Below are 18,713 nucleotides of genomic sequence, written 5' to 3'. Positions count from 1 at the left end.
AGGTGATGGTTCTTTCGCTTTTGCGGTCGACGCGAAAGCCTTCTTTCTTCCATTGGGCACAAATTTCTTCATCGAGCGTTTGAAAAGCTAGTTGGGTGATTGTCGCTATCAGTTGCGCAAAAAAAATCATCATGGCTCTTTCTCTTGCTAAAAAATTTCTTTCCTTCTTCATTACTTCCACTAAATCTGTTACAATAGAATCCATAAGAAACCGCCTTTATTCATTAGTGCCTGTCAGCCCAATGAATAGAGTAACGGTTTCTTTTTTATTCGTCTAGAGGGAACCTCAATAAATTTTACACTTAGATTATTTTTTTAGTTAAAATGAGTGCAAAGATGTTTTTAAAATAGCATTGTGATAGGAATGAAGGTCGGATTGAATAATAATCTTTACGACTTAGTTACTAAAGGTGAAAAGCGTTTTCTCAACCGTTATGGTATACTGGTATTACGTTTATTAGAAAAATTTTGTACTCAACTCAGAGCTTTGTTAAGCTATAAGCAATAGAGAGGATGAAAGAAAACAAATGGAATATCCCCAAATAAAAGATAAGATTGCGACTTTTTTTAACTCTTATGAACAACAAATGAATAGTTCTTTGGCTGGAGAAGAGGATTTAGAAACTATTGTAAATTTTTATACTGAGGAATTTATTGCTGCTAATCCAACTGGGGTAAAAACGGGAGAAAATAATGATCAGCTTAAAGAAGCAATGGATAAAGGGTATGAATATTACCGTTTAATTGGTACAAAAGAAATGAAATGCCAGTCTATTGATATTATACCTCTTGACGAACAGCATGCAGTTGCTACTACTCATTGGAAAGCCGTTTATCTTAAAGAAGGAAGTGAGGTAGTTATCCCTTTTACATCAAATTACCTTATCCAATTTAGAAATGGGGAGCCCAAAATCTTTGGTTGGGTTACTGGAGATGAGACACGAGTATTAAGAGACAATGGCATTATTTAAAAGTCTTTAAAGTAATTTTAAAAATTAATAAATCAACGTTTTAATAGGAGGAATTTGCCAATGGATTTGCAAATCAAAGGAAAAACGGCTTTAGTACTAGCTTCAAGTGATGGTTTGGGCAAGGCCATAGCGCATGAATTAGCCAATGAAGGAGCTAATGTTATGTTGACTAGCCGCACAGAAGAAAATTTAAAACTAGCTAAAGAAGAAATTGAAAAAACAGCTACAGGATCTGTTGCTTATTGTCTGTTAGACCAGACAAAACAGGAAAGCATTGCAGCAGCAGTAAAAACAACAAGAGAAATATTCGGTTCTATTTCAATTTTAGTGAATAACTCTGGTGGCCCGCCAGCTGGAAGTTTTGAAGATTTTGAAGATGAAGACTGGCAAAAAGCGTTTGAGCTTACTTTATTAAGCTATATTCGAGTTATTCGTATGGTATTACCGGATTTAAAAGAAAATAAAGGCCGTATTTTAAACAATACTTCTTCTTCGACAAAAGAGCCTATTGATGGACTGACTTTATCTAATGTATTTAGAGTAGGCATTTTAGGTCTTGCAAAAACATTATCTCAAGAATTAGCTGAAGATGACATATTGGTAAATACAATTGGACCAGGACGTATTCAAACAAAACGGGTGGATAAACTTGATCAAGCGAATGCAAAGAAAAAAGCAGAGACGAAAGAAGCTATCCAAGCTGCTAATCTTTCAACCATTCCAATGGGTCGTTATGGAAAACCAGAGGAGTTTGCTAAAGTAGCTACTTTCCTAGTTTCAGGAGCCAATTCCTATCTAACAGGACAAAATCTTCTGGTTGACGGTGGAAAAGTTAAGGCAGTTTAATTATATACAATATATAAGAGCTCTTCATTATGAAAATTCTTGCAATTAATTCCCTTTTTAGCGAATCTTTGTTAATGATGCGTTATAAAAGGAATCAAAACGGTTGATTCACTGACAAAGGAATTATATAATCCCTTTAGGAGGTGTCTGCTATGGTTACAGCTGCAACTTATTATCCCTATATAGCTATTATTGGTGATATTAAAGATTCAAGAAAATTGGAGCATCGGGGGACGACACAACAGAAATTTACTAGAACTTTAGAACGGTTAAATCAAGTGTATCAGAAAGATTTAGCAGCTAAATTTACGGTGAGTATGGGAGATGCTTTCCAAGGTTTATTAAAAGATGCTAGTCATCTAATGGTAATGCTTTTTGAACTTGAATTAGATTTAGCGCCTATTGAATTACGTATAGGTATTGGTTTAGGTGATATTGAAACAGAGATTAATCCAGAAAATTCTTTATTAAACGATGGCTCTTGTTATCATCGAGCTCGAGCGATGATTGAATGGATTGAAAAAAGTGAAAAGCAATATGAACAACGTCATTCAAATATTTTATTGTCTACTGGTGGTCAAGCTGTCCATTATGAAAAACTCATTAATACGATTTTTTCCTTAGAGTCTGTTATAAAAACAAAGTGGACTGAAAGACAAAAAGAAATTATTCGAACTTATTTAGCAAATGAAAAAAATCAATATATGACTGCTAAAACTCTAAATATTGGACAGTCAAGCGTAAATAAAGCACTTAAGAGCACAGATTTTTATACATTTAACCATTCGTTAGACACACTGCAAAACGTACTTAACGAATTATAGCTGGGGATGGAAATTCATGGTAGATATTTTATTTTTACATTTTTTTATTGGTCATATCTTAGCCGATTATTATTTACAGACTGCAACAATGGCTAAAGAAAAAGAAAAGGCTTTTCGCTACTTGTTATCCCATTGTTTGATTTATCTATTGACCATGATGCTAGTGATTTTACCGTTATTTAACTGGCAATTACTTTTATGGGCATTATTTATTGGCTTTGTCCATTTTATTATTGATGCCTGCAAAGTGTTAATAAGTAAACGCTTTGAGTTTAATGATTTACAAAACGTGCTGCTTTATCTTATAGATCAATTTGTCCATATTTTAACAATTTTATTTGTCGTTACTTTTATTCTATTTGTCCAAGTTGATATAAGCTACTTCTCATTTTTAGATGAAGTATTAAATCATTTTGATTTTGACGTTAAGGAAATCCTTTCTTGGATCGTCATGTTACTTTTAATTTTGCAACCAAGTAGTATTACTATTCGGAAAGTTCTTGATCACTTTGACCCTAAAACATCAGATGAAGGGATTACTAACGCAGGGGCGCTTATCGGCGTTTTTGAACGTCTACTTATATTATTTATGCTCTATGCTAATCAGTACGCAGCCATTGGTTTTGTGCTAACGGCTAAATCTATTGCGCGTTATAATAAGATAGCAGAAGATCCTAAGTTTGCTGAGTATTATTTGTTAGGTACTTTGTTGAGTTCACTATTGGTTATTGCGAGTTTTACAATTATTTTTTAAGGAGTATTTAAATGAAAGAACAAGAATTTTTAGCAGAATTAAAAGAAATGGATATGTTACAACAAACACTAGGCATTTTAGAATGGGATACGCAAACAGGTATGCCAGAAGAAGCTAGTGATTATCGTGGAGAAGTATCAAGTTATTTGTATGGTCAATATTTTGCTAAAAAAGTTGGACCTAAGATGACAGAAGCAATCGACTATTTTACGCAACATCCAAAAGAACTTTCTGAGGTAGGAAAAGCAGCTTTTTCTTTAATTAAAGAAGAATATGACCGAGAACAAGCAGTGCCTAATGCTTTAATGGTTGAATATAGTCAAGCGACTTCAAATGCGCATCATGCTTGGCAAAAAGCACGACAAGCTAAAGATTTTTCTTTATTTTATGAGGCGTTGAAAGAAAATATTCGTTTAACCAAAGAATTAATTTCTTACTGGAAAAAAGAGGAGAAAACAGATTATGATGTGCTTTTAAATATTTACGAGCCAAACATGACAACAGATATCTTAGATGATGTTTTTTCCACGGTTCGTGAAGGGATTATTGCATTACGACAAAAAATTGTTGAACAAGGAATTAGTCCAAGAACGGACTTTCTGAATCGTAAAATGCCAAAACAGCAACAATACCAGTTTATTATAAAAGTCATCCAAGACCTTGGATTTGATTTAAACCGAGGGCGAGTGGATGATACTATCCATCCGTTTGCGACAGGTATTAACCATCAAGATGTGCGCCTAACAAACCGCTGGAATGAGGCTGATCTTACTATGGGGATTATGGGCTTAATTCATGAAGCAGGTCATGGTATTTATGAACAAAATATTGCAGAAAAATTTGAGCATACACCGGCGCATGAAGGAGCTTCTATGGGAATTCACGAGTCACAATCTTTGTTTAATGAATTAGTTATCGGAAGCCGAAAATCTTTTTGGCAAAAACAGTATCCTTATTTACAAGAGTGTGCTCAAGGAACTTTTGATGATATTTCTTTTGAAGATTTTTATGCTTCTCTTAAGCAAACACAAGCAAGTTTAATTCGAATTGAAGCAGATAGTCTTACGTATATATTGCATATTATTATTCGTTATGAAGTTGAGAAAATGATCTTTAATGAAGAAGTGGCTGTAGAAGAATTACCACGAATTTGGAATGATAAATATGAACAATACTTAGGAATCCGACCTAAAGATGACCTAGAAGGTATTTTGCAAGACGTTCATTGGTCGGCAGCAGAATTTGGTTATTTCCCATCTTATGCCTTAGGCTATATGTATGCTTGCCAACTTTATTATGCAATGAAAAAAGACCTTGATGTAGATGAAGTTCTAAGTTCATCAGACTATTCTCCTATTAGACAGTGGTTAACGCAAAATATCCATCAATACGGCGCTTCTAAAAAGCCCCATCAGTTGATTTATGATGCTACTGGAGAAAAATTAAACCCACAATATTTACTTGACTACTTGCAAGAAATCTATTTCTCAGTATACCAGATAAACGAATAGGGAAATTTTTATGGAAAAAATAGAATGTATTATTTCATACGCGCAAGAAAATTTGGCTAAAGAAAATACGGGCCATGATTTTACTCATGCAGAAAGAACAGCGCGCTTAGCCGAAAAAATTATAACAGAAGATGTTTTATATGTAGAAAAGTTTATTGTTATAGCCAGTGCTTACTTACATGATGTTATTGATGATAAAGTTGCAACTTTTCCTGCAAAAGCGCAACAAGATCTTCAATACTTTTTACAAGAAATTGGATGTTCTTTGCAAGAAATTGAAGCAATTCTTGAGATTCTCCAAAATATGTCTTTTTCAAGTGAAAAGTTTTTTTCAACAAATCCTCTTTCTGCCGAGGGAAAAATTGTACAAGATGCAGATCGTTTAGACGCATTGGGTGCCGGAGGAATTTTACGGGCCGCTTATTTTAGCGGGGCACATGGACAAGTTATTTATGACAAGAACAAGCCACCACAAAATTTCCATACAAAAGAAGAATACCGTAAGTCCACCACCTTGATTAACCATTTTTATGAAAAGCTATTTTTATTGCCAGAAATGATGAATACAGAATATGGTAAAAAAGAAGGAGCACGCCAAAGAGCTTTTATGCAAGAATTTTTAACACAATTTTATCAAGAATGGCAAATCTAGCGGTTATGTCTTGTTCTGTAAATTGAAATACTTCCTTATTTTTTTAACTGTAATTATAATGGAAGGGAAAGGGGCGAGTAGATTGTTTTATCGACATGCGTTAAAACCCAAAGAATTGGCACTTGTTATTCCTAATGTGAATGAATGCCTGTTTGCTCTTCATACAAAGCTAACAGCTCGTGATTATGAGGTTATTGTTTATAAATATGGAGAAGAATACTTTGTTTTAGATGATGTTCGTATCTTTAAACAAATACATGGTATGGAGCAAGAAAGCCAAGGAGACGAGGAAGAAATACTTCCTTATGTGGAAGAAGCTTTTGAAGATAATTGTTATACTGTGGTTGAAGAGGAACTTGTAAAGTTAGAATTAAATACCTTATCTATAATATCCAATAATTGTTCGGTACAAGTTAGATATTACGAGTTTACTGACTTTCTTTAAAGAACACAGGTTAAAGGGGTTTAATTGGAAGGCCTTTTAGCCTGTGATTTCTTTTGTCAGAAACTATGATATTTTTTGCCAAAAACAATGAAAAATAAATAACAATTTGATATAGTTAAAGCACTAATAAATATAAGAATAAATTTAGCCAAGCTGGACAAACAGATTATAAATTAAGAATTATAAAAAATGTAAATAACAGGAAACAACGATTAGTAGAAAAGAAAGAAGGTGCATGAATGACTTTTGAATCATTTATGTTGCAAGATTTTATTTATCAAGCATTAAAAAAAAGTGGCTTTACACAGCCTACTGAAGTTCAAGAAAGACTTATTCCTTTCATTCAAAAAGGACGTGATGTTATTGGCCAATCCCAAACAGGAAGTGGGAAAACACATACTTTTTTGCTCCCATTAATTGATCAAATTGAATTGGATAAAAACGAAGTACAGGTCGTTATTACAGCACCAAGCCGAGAATTAGCTGAACAAATTTATCAAGTTGCTAAACAAATAGTAGCTTTTGCGCCGTCAGAGATTCGTATAGCTAAATTTGTTGGAGGTACAGATAAGCAAAAACAACTAGAACAGCTCCAGCATCAACAACCACAATTAGCTATCGGGACCCCCGGGCGAATGCTTGACATGGCAAATGAAGGGGCTCTTCTAATCCATAAAAGTAAAGCTTTTGTCGTTGATGAAGCTGATATGACCTTGGATCTTGGCTTTTTACCAGAAGTTGATCAAATTGCGAGCAAATTTTCTGAGAGTATACAAATGTTAGTATTTTCTGCGACTGTTCCAGAGAAATTACGTCCTTTTTTGAAAAAATATCTTACTCGTCCGATCATTGAAGAAATTAAACCTAAAACCTTACTTTCTGAAACTATAGAAAATTGGTTGATTTCTACTAAAGGCAAGGACCGGGAACAGTTAATTTATCAATTACTAACACTTGGAGAACCCTATTTAGCAGTTGTTTTTGCTAACACTAAGGAGTATGTAGATGAAATTACCGAATTTTTACAAAATCAAGGCTTAAAAGTTGCTAAAATTCATGGTGGTATTGCTTCTAGAGAGCGCAAACGTGTGATGCGACAAATTCAACATCTTGATTATCAGTACGTAGTAGCAACTGATTTAGCCGCTCGTGGTATTGATATTGAAGGAATCAGTCATGTGATTAATGCGGAATTGCCTCGTGATTTAGACTTCTTTATTCATCGTGTAGGACGCACAGGTCGAAATCAATTACAGGGGACAGCTATTACACTATATGATCCAAGCGATGAACGAGCCATTGATGAGTTGGAAAAACGCGGAATTGTTTTTGAACCTAAAGAGATTAAAAACGGAGAAGTCATAGCAACTTATGATCGTAATCGTCGTAAAAAAAGAGAGAAACCCACGGAAGAATTAGACCCCAAGACGATTGGCTATGTTAAGAAACAAAAGAAACAAGTAAAACCTGGTTATAAGAAAAAAATTAAACAAAAAATTGATAAAAATAACCAGGAAAAGAGAAAAATAGAGCGTCGCAAGCAGCAACGTAGTGCTAAAAAACAAAAGAAGGATTCAAACTTTTAACGTTTTTTTCATTTGTACACAAAAGATCCCATCTTCTAAATATTCTTCTGAGGCTATTTGATAACCATTTTTTTGATAAAATGGGATGGCTTGTTTTTCTGCAGAAAGTAAACTGTATTTATATCCTAGACCAAGTGCTTTTTTCTCAAAATCATTTAATAAGGAACTTCCGATGCCTTGATTTCTAACACTTTTTGCTACACAAAAACGATCAGGAGAAATAGTGTGATTTTTATAAATATCAAAACGAATCGTTGCGACAGGCTCTTTTTGATTTAAGACAACTAAATAATTATGAATTGTATTGGTTTTTTCATCAAACTCTAAAGAGGGGGCGATTTTTTGTTCGAGTACAAACACTTGGTAACGTAAATAATAAGCAGCTGCTCTAATCCAAGTGTTATTGCCAAAATAAGTTTGATTGGTTTTATTTAAAGCTTGTTGCCATTCTATTTGACGCTTTTGCTTACGACTATTATTAGCACCACTGGTTGAAAGACAACAGTAAACTGATCGCTCAGGAAAAAGGTGATTGGCTACAATTTCATGGTAAGCAGTTTTACCATTAGCGATAATTGTCTTAATGGACGTATTCTCAAGAAGAGAAGTAAAATCATTTATCTCATATTGAGTAAAATGATGATCCATACTCCCGCTGCGTTCAAATGTGTGGAAGATATCCCAAAGTCCGATATGATGATTTAATAACACTTGAATACGTTTCTCATAGTTTTTAGGATCAGTTACTTTTAAGCAAGTAAAAATGATTTCCCAGAATTGATTGGTTTTATTCCCATAATATTGTTGTTTTGCTAGGGATTGAACGCTTGGTGCACTGCCTAAAATTAAAATTTCAGTATTTTCGTTGTAAATGGGAGGTAATCCAGTTTGCATGACGATATCTCTCCTTGTTTATTTTTAATTGTGAGGATATCATTTATTTTATCAAAGAATTCGTGTTAAAACATAAAAAACGAAGGGAGAATAGCTGTGAATATTTTTGAGGCTTTGGAATGGAGTTATTGGAAAACATTATCGCTTGAGTTAAAAACACAAGTGATGAACCAAGTATTAAAGTATTTTGTTAGCCCTCTAAAAAAGGTTTCTGATGTTACTTATCAGCAATTTGAGTTAGACGGGGTTAAATGCGGGACTTTCGAATGTTCGATTGACGGTCAGCGTTTTGTCTTAGTACCTGGTAATCAAGCAGCAATATTGGGATGGCAGTCAGGAGTACAAGGAATCTCACGCCATTTGTGGGATCAAACTCCTTTGCAAGAAACCCAAGATTATCGTAGAATTGTTAGAAATTATGGCTTAAAAACGGCTGAAGATTGGGAAATTTTTGTGAATGAATCAACTACTCCATTGCGTAAGCAAATAATTGCGCCTATGCTTGTCCAAAAGGAGGCCCAACCAGTGGGAACAACTTACATTGGAGAAGTGGATTTAATTACGGGGGAATTTTCTGGACAAAGAGAAAAATTCACTTCAATCAAGCCTGCCTTTTTTAGTCATATTAAACACCCCCAGACTTTGGAAGAAAGTCTCCATGTGGAACTTCCTAAAGAAATCTTTGAAGAAAACAATTTTTATGCTTTACTTTCAGAAAAGAATGAAAGATACACAATTTATGCGCATAAAATCTGCGATTTTAATCGTTTATTGGAAAAAACGGAAGAAGAGCTTTTTGACTTATTGACTGAAGATCAATGGGAATATGCAGTTTCTGGCGCTACCCGAAAGTTATTCCGCTGGGGAAGTGAGCTGGAAGAAAACGAAACTTATTATGGAAGGCAAACTAGTAAAAAAATACAACAAGCCAATATGTTTGGTCTATATTTTTCAGACCGCTTAGATCATTGGGAGCTAACACGTTCGATGTATTTAAAATTAGAAAAGGCTGAAAAAATAGGGCATCCTTTACTAGACCATCTCCCTTTGTCTTCTTATTATCGTTCGCGTAAAATCTTAGTTGGAAATCAGTCGATTTCTCCTTGTGATTTTCTTTTCCGTAAAGGGATTATCATCCAAAATGGCTAAAGTTTCCCGGAGCATGTTAAAATGAATTGACAATTTCAGAAAATTTGCCTATACTTTGGAAAGATAAAGGATATGGTCAAAGATAGCAAACCTTTACAGAAAGTTTTTCATGCTGAGAGAAAAGCAAGGCGGTTTTTGGCTGCTCCCTTGTAACTAGTTTGGTAGAAATATCAACGCAACTTCGGCGTTATAGAAGTTTAAGAGGTAATGATAGACATAGACATCATTGCAAATAAGGTGGTACCGCGTGTAGACGTCCTTAGGTTGCAAAGATGTCTTTTTAATTTTTGAAATTAACCATTAATTTAATTTTAAGGAGAATAGTTATGAAAGAATTAACAAGTTCGGAAGTTCGTCAGATGTTTTTAGATTTTTTTCAAACAAAAGGTCATGCAATTGAACCTAGCGCTTCACTTATCCCAGTAGATGATCCTACATTATTATGGATTAATTCTGGTGTAGCGACATTGAAAAAATACTTTGATGGAACTGTGGTTCCTGAGAACTTACGAATTGTAAACGCCCAAAAATCAATACGGACAAATGACATTGAAAATGTAGGAAGAACGGCTAGACACCAAACAATGTTTGAAATGCTAGGTAATTTTTCTTTGGGAGATTACTTTAAAAAAGAAGCATTACAGTGGGCTTGGGAATTTTTAACTTCTCCAAATTGGATTGGATTTGATCCAGAACGGTTATATGTGACAGTTTATCCTAAAGACGAAGAAGCAAAAAGAATATGGCAAGATGAAATTGGTCTCAGCTCAGATCATATTATAGAAATGGAAGATAATTTCTGGGATATAGGTGCTGGTCCTAGTGGTCCGGATACAGAAATCTTTTATGACCGGGGACAAAAATTCAACGATCTCTCCGATGATGATCCTGAAAATTACCCAGGAGGAGAAAATGAGCGTTATTTAGAAATTTGGAACCTTGTGTTTTCTGAATTTAATCATAAGTCCGATGATACTTACGAACCTTTGCCTAATAAAAATATTGATACTGGTATGGGTCTAGAACGTATTGTTTCAGTTATTCAAGACGCCCCTACAAATTTTGAAACAGATTTATTTATGCCAATCATTCGTGATATTCAACAGATCAGTGATCGAGTAAAATACGGGGATAATCAAGACCTGGATGTCTCGTTTCGGGTGATAGCAGATCATATTCGAGCTCTAGCCTTTGCTATTGCGGATGGGGCTCTTCCTTCCAATGAAGGAAGGGGTTATGTCTTACGTCGTTTGTTACGTCGAGCAGTGATGCATGGACAAAAATTAGGTATTAATCAGTCCTTTTTATATCGGCTCGTTGGCACTGTTGGCAAGATTATGTCTAGTTATTATCCTGAAGTTTTACAACAGCAAACGTTTGTTGAAAAAGTTATTAAAACAGAAGAACAACGTTTTTATGAAACAATTAATGAAGGAATGGCGATCTTAGACCAATTATTAGCAAAAGAAAAAAGTGAACAATCACAAATGATTCAAGGAGCCGATATTTTTAAATTGTACGATACTTATGGCTTCCCCGTAGAATTAACGGAAGAGATTGCTTCAGAAGCTGGTTTCGAAGTAGATCATGCGGGCTTTGAAAAAGAAATGCAAGCTCAACGTGAACGTGCGCGCAATGCACGTAATAATGAGCAATCGATGAAATTGCAGTCTTCTTTACTGACAGAAGTAAATGTAGCTAGTGAATATGTCGGCTACACGACGTTGGAAACCGAGAGTGCGTTAGTTCTCATCATTCAAAATGAAGAATTTATAGATAATATCTCTAGCGGTCAAGCAGAAGTTATTTTTTCACAAACCCCTTTTTATGCAGAACTGGGTGGACAGGTTGCCGATACAGGCGTTATTATCGATCAATGTGGAGAAGTTTGTGCAGTTGTCACTGACGTCCAAAAAGCACCTAAAGGACAATATCTACACCAAATTGATGTGAAAAAAAATTTACAAAAAGGACAAACGTATACTTTACAAGTAGATAAAACACGCCATAATAGTATAATTAAGAACCATACGGCTACTCACTTATTGCATAAAGCATTAAAAGAAGTTCTAGGCTCTCAATCTAATCAAGCAGGTTCTTTGGTAGCTCCAGACTATTTGCGGTTTGATTTTTCTCATTTTGGACAAATTACAGCTGAAGAGTTACAAGAAATGGAAAAAATTGTTAACGAAAAGATTTGGCAAGCTTTGCCTGTAACTACGATCGAAACAGATATCGATACGGCTAAAGAGATGGGCGCTATGGCTTTATTTGGTGAAAAATATGGACATGATGTACGAGTCGTTAATATTGCTGATTGGTCGATTGAACTTTGCGGAGGTAATCATGTGAAAAATACAGAAGATATCGGTATTTTTAAGATTACTTCTGAATCAGGTATTGGAGCTGGAGTTAGGCGGATTGAAGCAGTAACGAGTAAAAACGCTTATCAACAATCTGTTCAACAAGAAGATAAGCTACGTCAAGTGGCAGAATTATTTAAGCTACCAAAAACAGACAATGTAGTGGATAAAGCCAAACAACTGCAACAAGAATTAGAGCAAGCGTTAAAAGAAAATGAACAGCTATCTAATAGAATAGCCAATCAGCAAGCTGAAAATGTGTTTCAAGAAGTAAACTACGTAAACAATATCTCTTATGTGAGTGCACAAGTCGATGTAAAAGATATGAATCATTTACGTCAATTAGCAGACCAGTGGAAACAACAAAAGATTTCTGATGTGCTTGTTTTAGCTACAGAAAACAATGGGAAGGCGAATTTGTTAGCTGCAGTGACGTCAGAGAAAAATAAAGAGGGGATAAAAGCAGGAGATTTAATCCAAGCAATTGCGCCTAAAGTTGGCGGTGGCGGTGGTGGCCGTCCAGACTTAGCTCAAGCTGGTGGAAAAAAACCTGAAGGAATCCCTCAAGCGCTAAACGAAGTTCGTCAGTGGTTAGAAGGATAAGTTTATTATTAGGTTGGAAAATTGTCATACTTGTCGTTATTTTTCCAACCTTTATTATTTTTGTTTAGCGATTGTTATTTTTAAGTGTTTCAGGATAAAATGGAGGTAGAACTATTCTTTTGTTTCATCCACTGATTTTAAATCATAATGAGGAGTTTCCTGAGAATGCTTGAACGTTTAGTTGAAAAACTTATAAAAAATAAAAATAAGGAAGAACAACGGACAAAAGTGGGACAAATTGCTGGTATCTTTGGATTAATTTCAAACATTGTGTTGTTCTTTGGAAAACTTTTTGTCGGTTTTATTGCTAGTTCAGTTGCTATTTTGGCAGATGCTGTCAATAGTCTATCCGATATGGTGTCTTCTATTCTAACATTGATCGGTTTTAAAGTAGCCGCAAAACCAGCAGATAGAAAACATCCATATGGACATGAGCGCTTTGAATATATTAGCGGATTAGCGGTTTCGTTTGTCATCATTTTAGTTGGTCTCCAATTTTTGCAAAGTTCGTTCAATAAAATCCTTGAACCCGAAAGCACCACTTTTTCTTTTGGTATATTCGTTGTTTTATTGGCTTCTATTTTTATTAAAATTTGGCAAATAAGTATGTATAAACGGCTGGGACAAAAAATTGATTCCCAAACTTTACAAGCTTCAGGAAAAGATAGCTTAAATGACGTATTTACAACAGTGACTGTAGTACTTTCAGTATTAATAGAGTATTTAACAGGTTGGCAAATTGATGGAGTTATTGGTTTTATTTTGGCTCTTTATATTATTTATACAGGGGTCCGAATGATAAAAGATTTTATTGATGAATTACTAGGTAGCCGCCCTTCCGATCAACAAATCCAAATGATGGAAGCGAAGTTAGCAAGTTATCCTTTGATCTTGGGCTATCATGATTTATTAATCCATAATTATGGTCCTCAAAGTAAATTTGCTTCTGTTCATGTAGAGATAGATGCTAGTTGGAGCCTAAGCTATGCGCATCAAGTGATTGATATGATTGAAAAAGACTTTCAGAAAAATCTTGAGGTAGAGCTCGTCTGCCATTTAGATCCTGTAGCTATTCATGATACTCAATTTTTGAAAATTAATAAAGAATTAATGAACATTTTAGCCGAATTTAACGAAGGGTTAAAAATGCACGATTTACGTATAAAAGATCACAATGTATTACAGTTTGATCTGGTTATACCCGAAGAAATTATGGAAAATGAACAACAACTACTAGCTGAAATACGCCAAGAAGTTAGTAAAAGAATTGGAAATTATCAATTAGACGTTAGGCTTGACCACAACTATTTATTATGAGGAGGAACCGAATGGATTTAGAGACAGACTTAGCCATTTTATACCAAATTTTTTGGGGCCTAGTTATTATTAATACTGTAGTCGCATTTATTACTGTATTTCGTCGTCCTCGTTCTATCACAAGTATTCTTGCTTGGATGATGACATTGGTTTTTCTTCCGGGAATTGGCTTTCTTTTGTATGCTTTTTGTGGCAGAGGGATTGATAGAGAAACTGTCTATCTTTTTAGCGAGCAACATCAAAAAAGAATTAAAGAAATCAACCAAATGATTGAAAGAAACAATGAAAATTATCAACCTAAAACTTATTCTTATGAAGCGATTTTATTAAAAGAATATTTTTCTAATATGGATGAATCTCCTTTAACAAGAGGAAACTATGTCGAATTTTTTACCGATGGTCAAGAAAAATTTTCTCATTTGTTCGCAGATATTGAAAAAGCGCAAGACAATATACATGTGGAGTACTATGCTTTTTTTGATGATAAGATTGGCAATGCCTTTTTAGATCTTTTAGTAAAAAAAGCCAAAGAAGGAGTGGAAGTTCGTTTAGTATTTGATCCATGGGGCGGTCGGACAACTGAGCGGTTTTTTAAGCCATTACAAGAAGCAGGTGGCAAAGTTATCCCCTTTATTACTTCAAGGAATATGATTCGAAAAACTCGTTTAAATTATCATTTACATCGCAAAATTGTTGTTGTAGATGGTCAAATTAGTTGGACGGGCGGGTTTAACGTAGGGGACCAGTATGTAGAAAAGACAGAAAAGTTTGGTTATTGGCGTGACACTCATGCTAAAATTATCGGTACTGCGTCTTTTTCTTTACAGGAGATATTTATCCGAGACTGGAATGCTTCAATAAAAAATAAAAAAGATGCGTTGGAGTACGAGGATCGCTATTTTGTTATTCCCGAACCAGTGGATCATGCGGATGCAGCTTTGCAAATTGTTGCCGATGGTCCTGAATCAATTGAACAAATTATTAAAGGCGGTTTTATTAAAACCATTGTCTCAGCTAAAGAAAGAGTTTGGATTCAGTCTCCTTATTTAATCCCTGATGATTCAATGACAAATGCTTTGCAAATTGCAATTCGTTCTGGAGTGGATGTACGTATTATGATTCCTTGCATGCCTGATCATCCGTTTATTTATCGAGCAACGCAGTATTATGCGAATCTATTTCAAAATCTTGGTGCAAAAATTTATATTTATAATGGCGGATTTATTCACGCAAAAACCGTGGTCATAGATGACTCCATTGTCTCTTTTGGTACAACAAATCAAGATATAAGAAGTTACGATCTTAACTTTGAAGTGAGCGCTTTTGGATATGATGAAAAACTAAATAGAGAACTGGCTTCGATCTTTGAAGAAGATATGAAACATAGTGCCTTGTTAACTCAAGATATGATTGATCAACAATCTTATTGGTTAAAATTTAAACAAAATTTTTCCCGTTTGCTTTCACCAATTCTATGATTTGAGTGCTTTTTGTAAACCTTGCCTTGCTAGGTTATCAGCGCCTTTGTTATTGGCTTCTGGAATCCATTTGATAAATAAGAGTGCAAAATTTTGTAATTTTTTTTGAATTTCATTTAAGTATTTTTTGAAGTTTTGGTTTTTTGTATAGTTTTTCTGGATTGTTTGCGCTAAAATTTTACTATCAGTATAAACTAAAATAGTTTGTGTATGTAGATCTTGTGTATACAAATGATCAAGCAAATAGCTAAAAACAGCAAATTCTGCTTGATGGTTTGTTAATGAAGTGGAGATGGCAAACGATTTTTGCTCGTAAATATCCTTATCCTCACTAAAAAGAACAATTCCTCCTCCACTTGGACCGGGATTTCCCTTGGTAGAAGCATCAATGTATGTTTTTATCATTGTTAAGCCCTTCTTTATATGCAGTTTACGTAATTTGATTATAATATACAAACTTTTTAAATGATAGATGGAAGGAGAGCAACGTGAAAAATTATAAAATTCGCTGGAAGCCTGAGTGTTCCTTAGCTATTATTTATTGGTCGATCACGTTCATATGTTTATTTTTAGGTTTAACATTTATTTTGGAACGAGCTGAAGTTCATTGGAAAAGTATGATCTTTTTCTTCATATTTTTAATCTTAGTTTATTGTGACTATCGTCGCGTAATTATTTTCCATAAAAACGGAATACAAATAAATTATGCCCGCTTTTGGAAAACAGATTATTTTACATTTGACCAAATTAATTTCATCCGAATATCGGGAAGTTTGTTAATGATTTATCTAAAAAAACAGACTTTAGAAATGCGCTTAAATAAAAAGCAGATAAAAAAATTGTGTCATCTTCTACCAAAAGAGATACCTGTGGAAACAGTTTAAGATATGCATATAATCTTTGACTAAAAAAGAAAGAGGGGGGAAGTTTTTGTTATCAGATATAGAAATTGCACAACAAACTAAATTAGCACCTATCGAACAAATCGCTCAGAAACTAGGGCTTGGACAGGAAGCGATTGAACCTTATGGAAAATATAAAGCTAAAATCTCTCTAACTGAAAACATGCAGCAAAACATGGGGGAATTAATTCTAGTTACTTCAATTAATCCTACACCAGCAGGTGAAGGAAAAACAACAGTTTCCATCGGATTAGCAGATGGGTTAAACCAAATACATAAAAAAGCGGTTTTAGCTTTAAGGGAACCTTCCCTAGGTCCAGTTATGGGACTAAAAGGTGGCGCAACAGGTGGAGGATATTCTCAAGTCTTGCCTATGGAAGACATTAACTTACACTTTACTGGAGATATTCATGCCATTACAGCAGCTAATAATGCACTATCAGCGTTGATTGATAATCATATTCATCAGGGAAATGAATTAGGGATTGATCCGCAACAAATCATTTGGAAAAGAACCCTAGACATTAATGACCGCGCTTTACGTCATATCGTCGTAGGTTTAGGAAATAAAGCGCAAGGTGTCCCTCACGAGGAAGGATTTGATATTAGCGTAGCTAGTGAAATCATGGCTATTTTATGTTTAGCCAATGATTTATCAGACTTAAAAGAAAGGCTAGCTAAGATCGTTATTGGGTATACTTACCAGAATAAACCAGTAACTGTACATGACCTGCAAGTAGAAGGAGCATTAACTCTTCTGCTTAAAGAAGCGCTGAAACCTAATTTGGTACAAACAATGGAACAAACGCCTGCTTTTATTCACGGAGGCCCTTTTGCCAATATTGCTCATGGATGTAACAGTGTTGTTGCGACAAAAACAGCCTTGCAATTGGGGGATTATGTAGTAACTGAAGCTGGTTTTGGAGCCGATCTAGGAGCCGAAAAATTCCTCGATCTCAAAGTTCCTAGTTTAGATAAATCTCCCAATGCTATTGTAATGGTAGCGACAGTACGAGCTTTAAAAATGCATGGTGGTTTGACTACTGAACAATTAACTAAGGAAGATTTCCCTGCTTTAAAAAAAGGCTTTGATCATTTGAAAAAGCATGTAAAGAATATGCAAAATTATGGGATACCGGTTGTGGTAGCTATTAATGAATTTGCTTCGGATCAAGAAAGAGAACTACTTTACTTACAAAAATTATGTCAAGAAATTGGTGTAACTGCCATTTTAAGTTCTACTTGGGAATATGGCGGAGCAGGAGCTCAAGAGTTAGCCAGTACAGTGGTCTCCACCATCGAGAAAAAAGAAACAAATTACAGTCCTTTATATCAAAACCAATTACCATTAGAAGATAAAATCAGAAAAGTTGCTCAAACCATTTATGGCGCGCGTGATGTTGTATTTGAGAAGAAAGCACAAGGGCAATTAAAAGAATTTAAAGCGTTTGGCTGGGATTTAATGCCCATTTGTATCGCCAAAACGCAATATTCTCTTTCTGATGATGCGAGTTTGTTGGGTGTTCCGCAAAACTTTGATCTTACTGTAAAAGAAATTCTTCCTAAGAGGGGAGCAGGTTTTTTAGTTATACTCACGGGAAATATCTTGACAATGCCAGGCCTTCCTAAAAATCCAGCAGCTTTAGAGATGGATGTTGATGAGACGGGGAAAGCTAGTGGTTTATTTTGATTTATGTGATAAGAAAGGAAGAAATAGATGGGTGAACGAGCAGATACTTTTTTAAGTTGCTTTAATCGAATTGAAAAGTGGATGAATGATCAATTAGGAAATCCGCAAAATATGGGGTTTAGTCAGATGGTACGCAGGTTAAGTAATAGAGAAGAATTACCGATAAAGTCTTATGAAAATGACTTATTACAGATTTCGCAGCTACGCAATGCTATTGTTCATGAACAAATTGGCGAAGACTTCGTTATTGCTGAACCTAATCAATGGATTGTAGGTCGTATACAAAAAATTGAATCTGACTTAATTCAGCCAGAAACTGTTATTCCCCGATTTGCTAAAAATGTCACTGGATTTGAACAGGATATTCCTATTATCGAATTGCTCAAAATTGTAGCTGCTAGACGTTACTCTCAGTTTCCCTTGTATAAAAAAGGGGATTTCCAGGGCCTTATCACATTAAAAGCTCTTGGTTACTGGTTTGCTAAAGAAAGAGTTAATGGCAAGATTGATTTAAAAAATCGTACAGCCAAAGATTTGATTATTACAGATGGGAAACAAACCAATTTTGCTTTTGTAGCCAAAAATACAACGATCAATGAGGTCGAACAAAAATTTCGCAATAATAGATTATTGGACGCGGTTTTTATTACAAAAGATGGAAATCCAAATGGAAATTTATTAGGCATTGTTCGGCCTCGAGATATTTTTTAGTCGTTAAGAAGTGAGGA

The 18,713-nt window shown here is 34.8% G+C and carries 17 protein-coding genes and 1 pseudogene; 15 read left to right on the top strand and 3 right to left on the bottom strand.

The genetic code is table 11. The annotated features are described in order from the left end of the window. Nucleotides 1-205: pseudogene (locus G577_RS0100885) on the bottom strand (ISLre2-like element ISTeha1 family transposase); the annotation flags it as partial. Nucleotides 206-527: 322 nt separating this feature from the next. On the opposite strand from G577_RS0100885, the gene G577_RS0100880 reads away from it, so the two are divergent. The 8 genes from G577_RS0100880 (at nucleotide 528) to G577_RS0100845 (ending at nucleotide 7,589) form a co-directional block, all read left to right on the top strand. Next, nucleotides 528-971 carry a nuclear transport factor 2 family protein gene (locus G577_RS0100880; RefSeq protein ID WP_231556778.1) on the top strand — a complete coding sequence of 148 codons (444 nt, stop codon included), beginning with the start codon at nucleotides 528-530 and terminating at the stop codon, nucleotides 969-971. Between the two features lie 60 nt (nucleotides 972-1,031). Further along, nucleotides 1,032-1,817 (top strand): SDR family oxidoreductase, encoded by a 786-nt coding sequence (locus tag G577_RS0100875; RefSeq protein ID WP_028789513.1) that lies wholly within the window; start codon nucleotides 1,032-1,034, stop codon nucleotides 1,815-1,817. Between the two features lie 152 nt (nucleotides 1,818-1,969). Then, a complete protein-coding gene (locus tag G577_RS0100870; RefSeq protein ID WP_028789512.1) occupies nucleotides 1,970-2,641 on the top strand; it encodes a SatD family protein in 672 nt (223 codons plus the stop codon). Between the two features lie 16 nt (nucleotides 2,642-2,657). Beyond that, nucleotides 2,658-3,395 (top strand): DUF3307 domain-containing protein, encoded by a 738-nt coding sequence (locus G577_RS0100865; RefSeq protein WP_028789511.1) that lies wholly within the window; start codon nucleotides 2,658-2,660, stop codon nucleotides 3,393-3,395. Nucleotides 3,396-3,406: 11 nt separating this feature from the next. Continuing rightward, the gene (locus G577_RS0100860) at nucleotides 3,407-4,906 is read left to right on the top strand and encodes a carboxypeptidase M32 (RefSeq protein ID WP_028789510.1); all 1,500 of its coding nucleotides are present in this window, start codon (nucleotides 3,407-3,409) and stop codon (nucleotides 4,904-4,906) included. Between the two features lie 10 nt (nucleotides 4,907-4,916). Then, nucleotides 4,917-5,558: an HD domain-containing protein gene (locus G577_RS0100855; protein WP_028789509.1), complete on the top strand. Its 642-nt coding sequence runs from the start codon at nucleotides 4,917-4,919 to the stop codon at nucleotides 5,556-5,558. 82 nt (nucleotides 5,559-5,640) lie between these two features. Further along, nucleotides 5,641-6,003, top strand: a complete 363-nt coding sequence (locus tag G577_RS0100850; RefSeq protein WP_028789508.1) for a hypothetical protein — start codon at nucleotides 5,641-5,643, stop codon at nucleotides 6,001-6,003. A gap of 239 nt (nucleotides 6,004-6,242) precedes the next feature. Beyond that, nucleotides 6,243-7,589, top strand: a complete 1,347-nt coding sequence (locus G577_RS0100845) for a DEAD/DEAH box helicase (protein ID WP_028789507.1) — start codon at nucleotides 6,243-6,245, stop codon at nucleotides 7,587-7,589. Here the strand turns inward: G577_RS0100845 and G577_RS12615 are convergent. Beyond that, complete coding sequence (locus G577_RS12615; protein WP_331279475.1) at nucleotides 7,578-8,483, bottom strand: DNA-deoxyinosine glycosylase; 906 nt, start codon at nucleotides 8,481-8,483, stop codon at nucleotides 7,578-7,580. The genes G577_RS0100845 and G577_RS12615 overlap by 12 nt on opposite strands. Nucleotides 8,484-8,579: 96 nt before the next feature. Here G577_RS12615 and G577_RS0100835 point away from each other — a divergent pair, with 96 nt between their 5' ends. From G577_RS0100835 to cls, 4 genes are all read left to right on the top strand, one after another. Next, nucleotides 8,580-9,632, top strand: coding sequence for a DUF7278 family profilin-like fold-containing protein (locus tag G577_RS0100835; RefSeq protein WP_028789506.1), 1,053 nt, complete (start codon nucleotides 8,580-8,582; stop codon nucleotides 9,630-9,632). A 326-nt stretch (nucleotides 9,633-9,958) separates the two neighbouring features. Continuing rightward, nucleotides 9,959-12,598, top strand: coding sequence for an alanine--tRNA ligase (alaS, locus tag G577_RS0100830; protein ID WP_028789505.1), 2,640 nt, complete (start codon nucleotides 9,959-9,961; stop codon nucleotides 12,596-12,598). Between the two features lie 165 nt (nucleotides 12,599-12,763). Then, nucleotides 12,764-13,915, top strand: coding sequence for a cation diffusion facilitator family transporter (locus tag G577_RS0100825; protein WP_028789504.1), 1,152 nt, complete (start codon nucleotides 12,764-12,766; stop codon nucleotides 13,913-13,915). An 11-nt stretch (nucleotides 13,916-13,926) separates the two neighbouring features. Further along, on the top strand, nucleotides 13,927-15,393 hold the full coding sequence (gene cls, locus G577_RS0100820) for a cardiolipin synthase (RefSeq protein WP_028789503.1): 1,467 nt from the start codon (nucleotides 13,927-13,929) through the stop codon (nucleotides 15,391-15,393). Here the strand turns inward: cls and G577_RS0100815 are convergent. After that, nucleotides 15,388-15,798 (bottom strand): ribonuclease HI family protein, encoded by a 411-nt coding sequence (locus tag G577_RS0100815; protein ID WP_028789502.1) that lies wholly within the window; start codon nucleotides 15,796-15,798, stop codon nucleotides 15,388-15,390. The genes cls and G577_RS0100815 overlap by 6 nt on opposite strands. Nucleotides 15,799-15,881: 83 nt before the next feature. Here G577_RS0100815 and G577_RS0100810 point away from each other — a divergent pair, with 83 nt between their 5' ends. The 3 genes from G577_RS0100810 to G577_RS0100800 are packed head-to-tail and all read left to right on the top strand — an operon-like array spanning nucleotide 15,882 to nucleotide 18,696. Further along, nucleotides 15,882-16,277 carry an EbsA family protein gene (locus tag G577_RS0100810; RefSeq protein WP_028789501.1) on the top strand — a complete coding sequence of 132 codons (396 nt, stop codon included), beginning with the start codon at nucleotides 15,882-15,884 and terminating at the stop codon, nucleotides 16,275-16,277. A 46-nt stretch (nucleotides 16,278-16,323) separates the two neighbouring features. Next, nucleotides 16,324-17,985: a formate--tetrahydrofolate ligase gene (locus G577_RS0100805; protein ID WP_028789500.1), complete on the top strand. Its 1,662-nt coding sequence runs from the start codon at nucleotides 16,324-16,326 to the stop codon at nucleotides 17,983-17,985. Between the two features lie 27 nt (nucleotides 17,986-18,012). Beyond that, entirely contained in the window at nucleotides 18,013-18,696 is a 684-nt protein-coding gene (locus tag G577_RS0100800; RefSeq protein ID WP_028789499.1) for a CBS domain-containing protein, read from the top strand. The last annotated feature ends 17 nt before the right edge of the window (nucleotides 18,697-18,713 follow it).

Source organism: Tetragenococcus muriaticus DSM 15685 (genome assembly GCF_000423785.1).
Lineage (GTDB): Bacteria > Bacillota > Bacilli > Lactobacillales > Enterococcaceae > Tetragenococcus > Tetragenococcus muriaticus.
The sequence above is the reverse complement of the archived record's forward strand: the minus strand, read 5'-3'. Positions and strand labels throughout refer to the sequence as shown.

Coding starts and splice junctions, on each gene's coding strand:
- G577_RS0100860 (WP_028789510.1), top strand. CDS start 3,407: ATGAAAGAACAAGAATTTTTAGCAGAATTAAAAGAAATGGATATGTTA.
- G577_RS0100875 (WP_028789513.1), top strand. CDS start 1,032: ATGGATTTGCAAATCAAAGGAAAAACGGCTTTAGTACTAGCTTCAAGT.
- alaS (WP_028789505.1), top strand. CDS start 9,959: ATGAAAGAATTAACAAGTTCGGAAGTTCGTCAGATGTTTTTAGATTTT.
- G577_RS0100865 (WP_028789511.1), top strand. CDS start 2,658: ATGGTAGATATTTTATTTTTACATTTTTTTATTGGTCATATCTTAGCC.
- G577_RS0100845 (WP_028789507.1), top strand. CDS start 6,243: ATGACTTTTGAATCATTTATGTTGCAAGATTTTATTTATCAAGCATTA.
- G577_RS0100815 (WP_028789502.1), bottom strand. CDS start 15,798: ATGATAAAAACATACATTGATGCTTCTACCAAGGGAAATCCCGGTCCA.
- G577_RS0100855 (WP_028789509.1), top strand. CDS start 4,917: ATGGAAAAAATAGAATGTATTATTTCATACGCGCAAGAAAATTTGGCT.
- cls (WP_028789503.1), top strand. CDS start 13,927: ATGGATTTAGAGACAGACTTAGCCATTTTATACCAAATTTTTTGGGGC.
- G577_RS12615 (WP_331279475.1), bottom strand. CDS start 8,483: ATGCAAACTGGATTACCTCCCATTTACAACGAAAATACTGAAATTTTA.
- G577_RS0100825 (WP_028789504.1), top strand. CDS start 12,764: ATGCTTGAACGTTTAGTTGAAAAACTTATAAAAAATAAAAATAAGGAA.
- G577_RS0100800 (WP_028789499.1), top strand. CDS start 18,013: ATGGGTGAACGAGCAGATACTTTTTTAAGTTGCTTTAATCGAATTGAA.
- G577_RS0100880 (WP_231556778.1), top strand. CDS start 528: ATGGAATATCCCCAAATAAAAGATAAGATTGCGACTTTTTTTAACTCT.
- G577_RS0100870 (WP_028789512.1), top strand. CDS start 1,970: ATGGTTACAGCTGCAACTTATTATCCCTATATAGCTATTATTGGTGAT.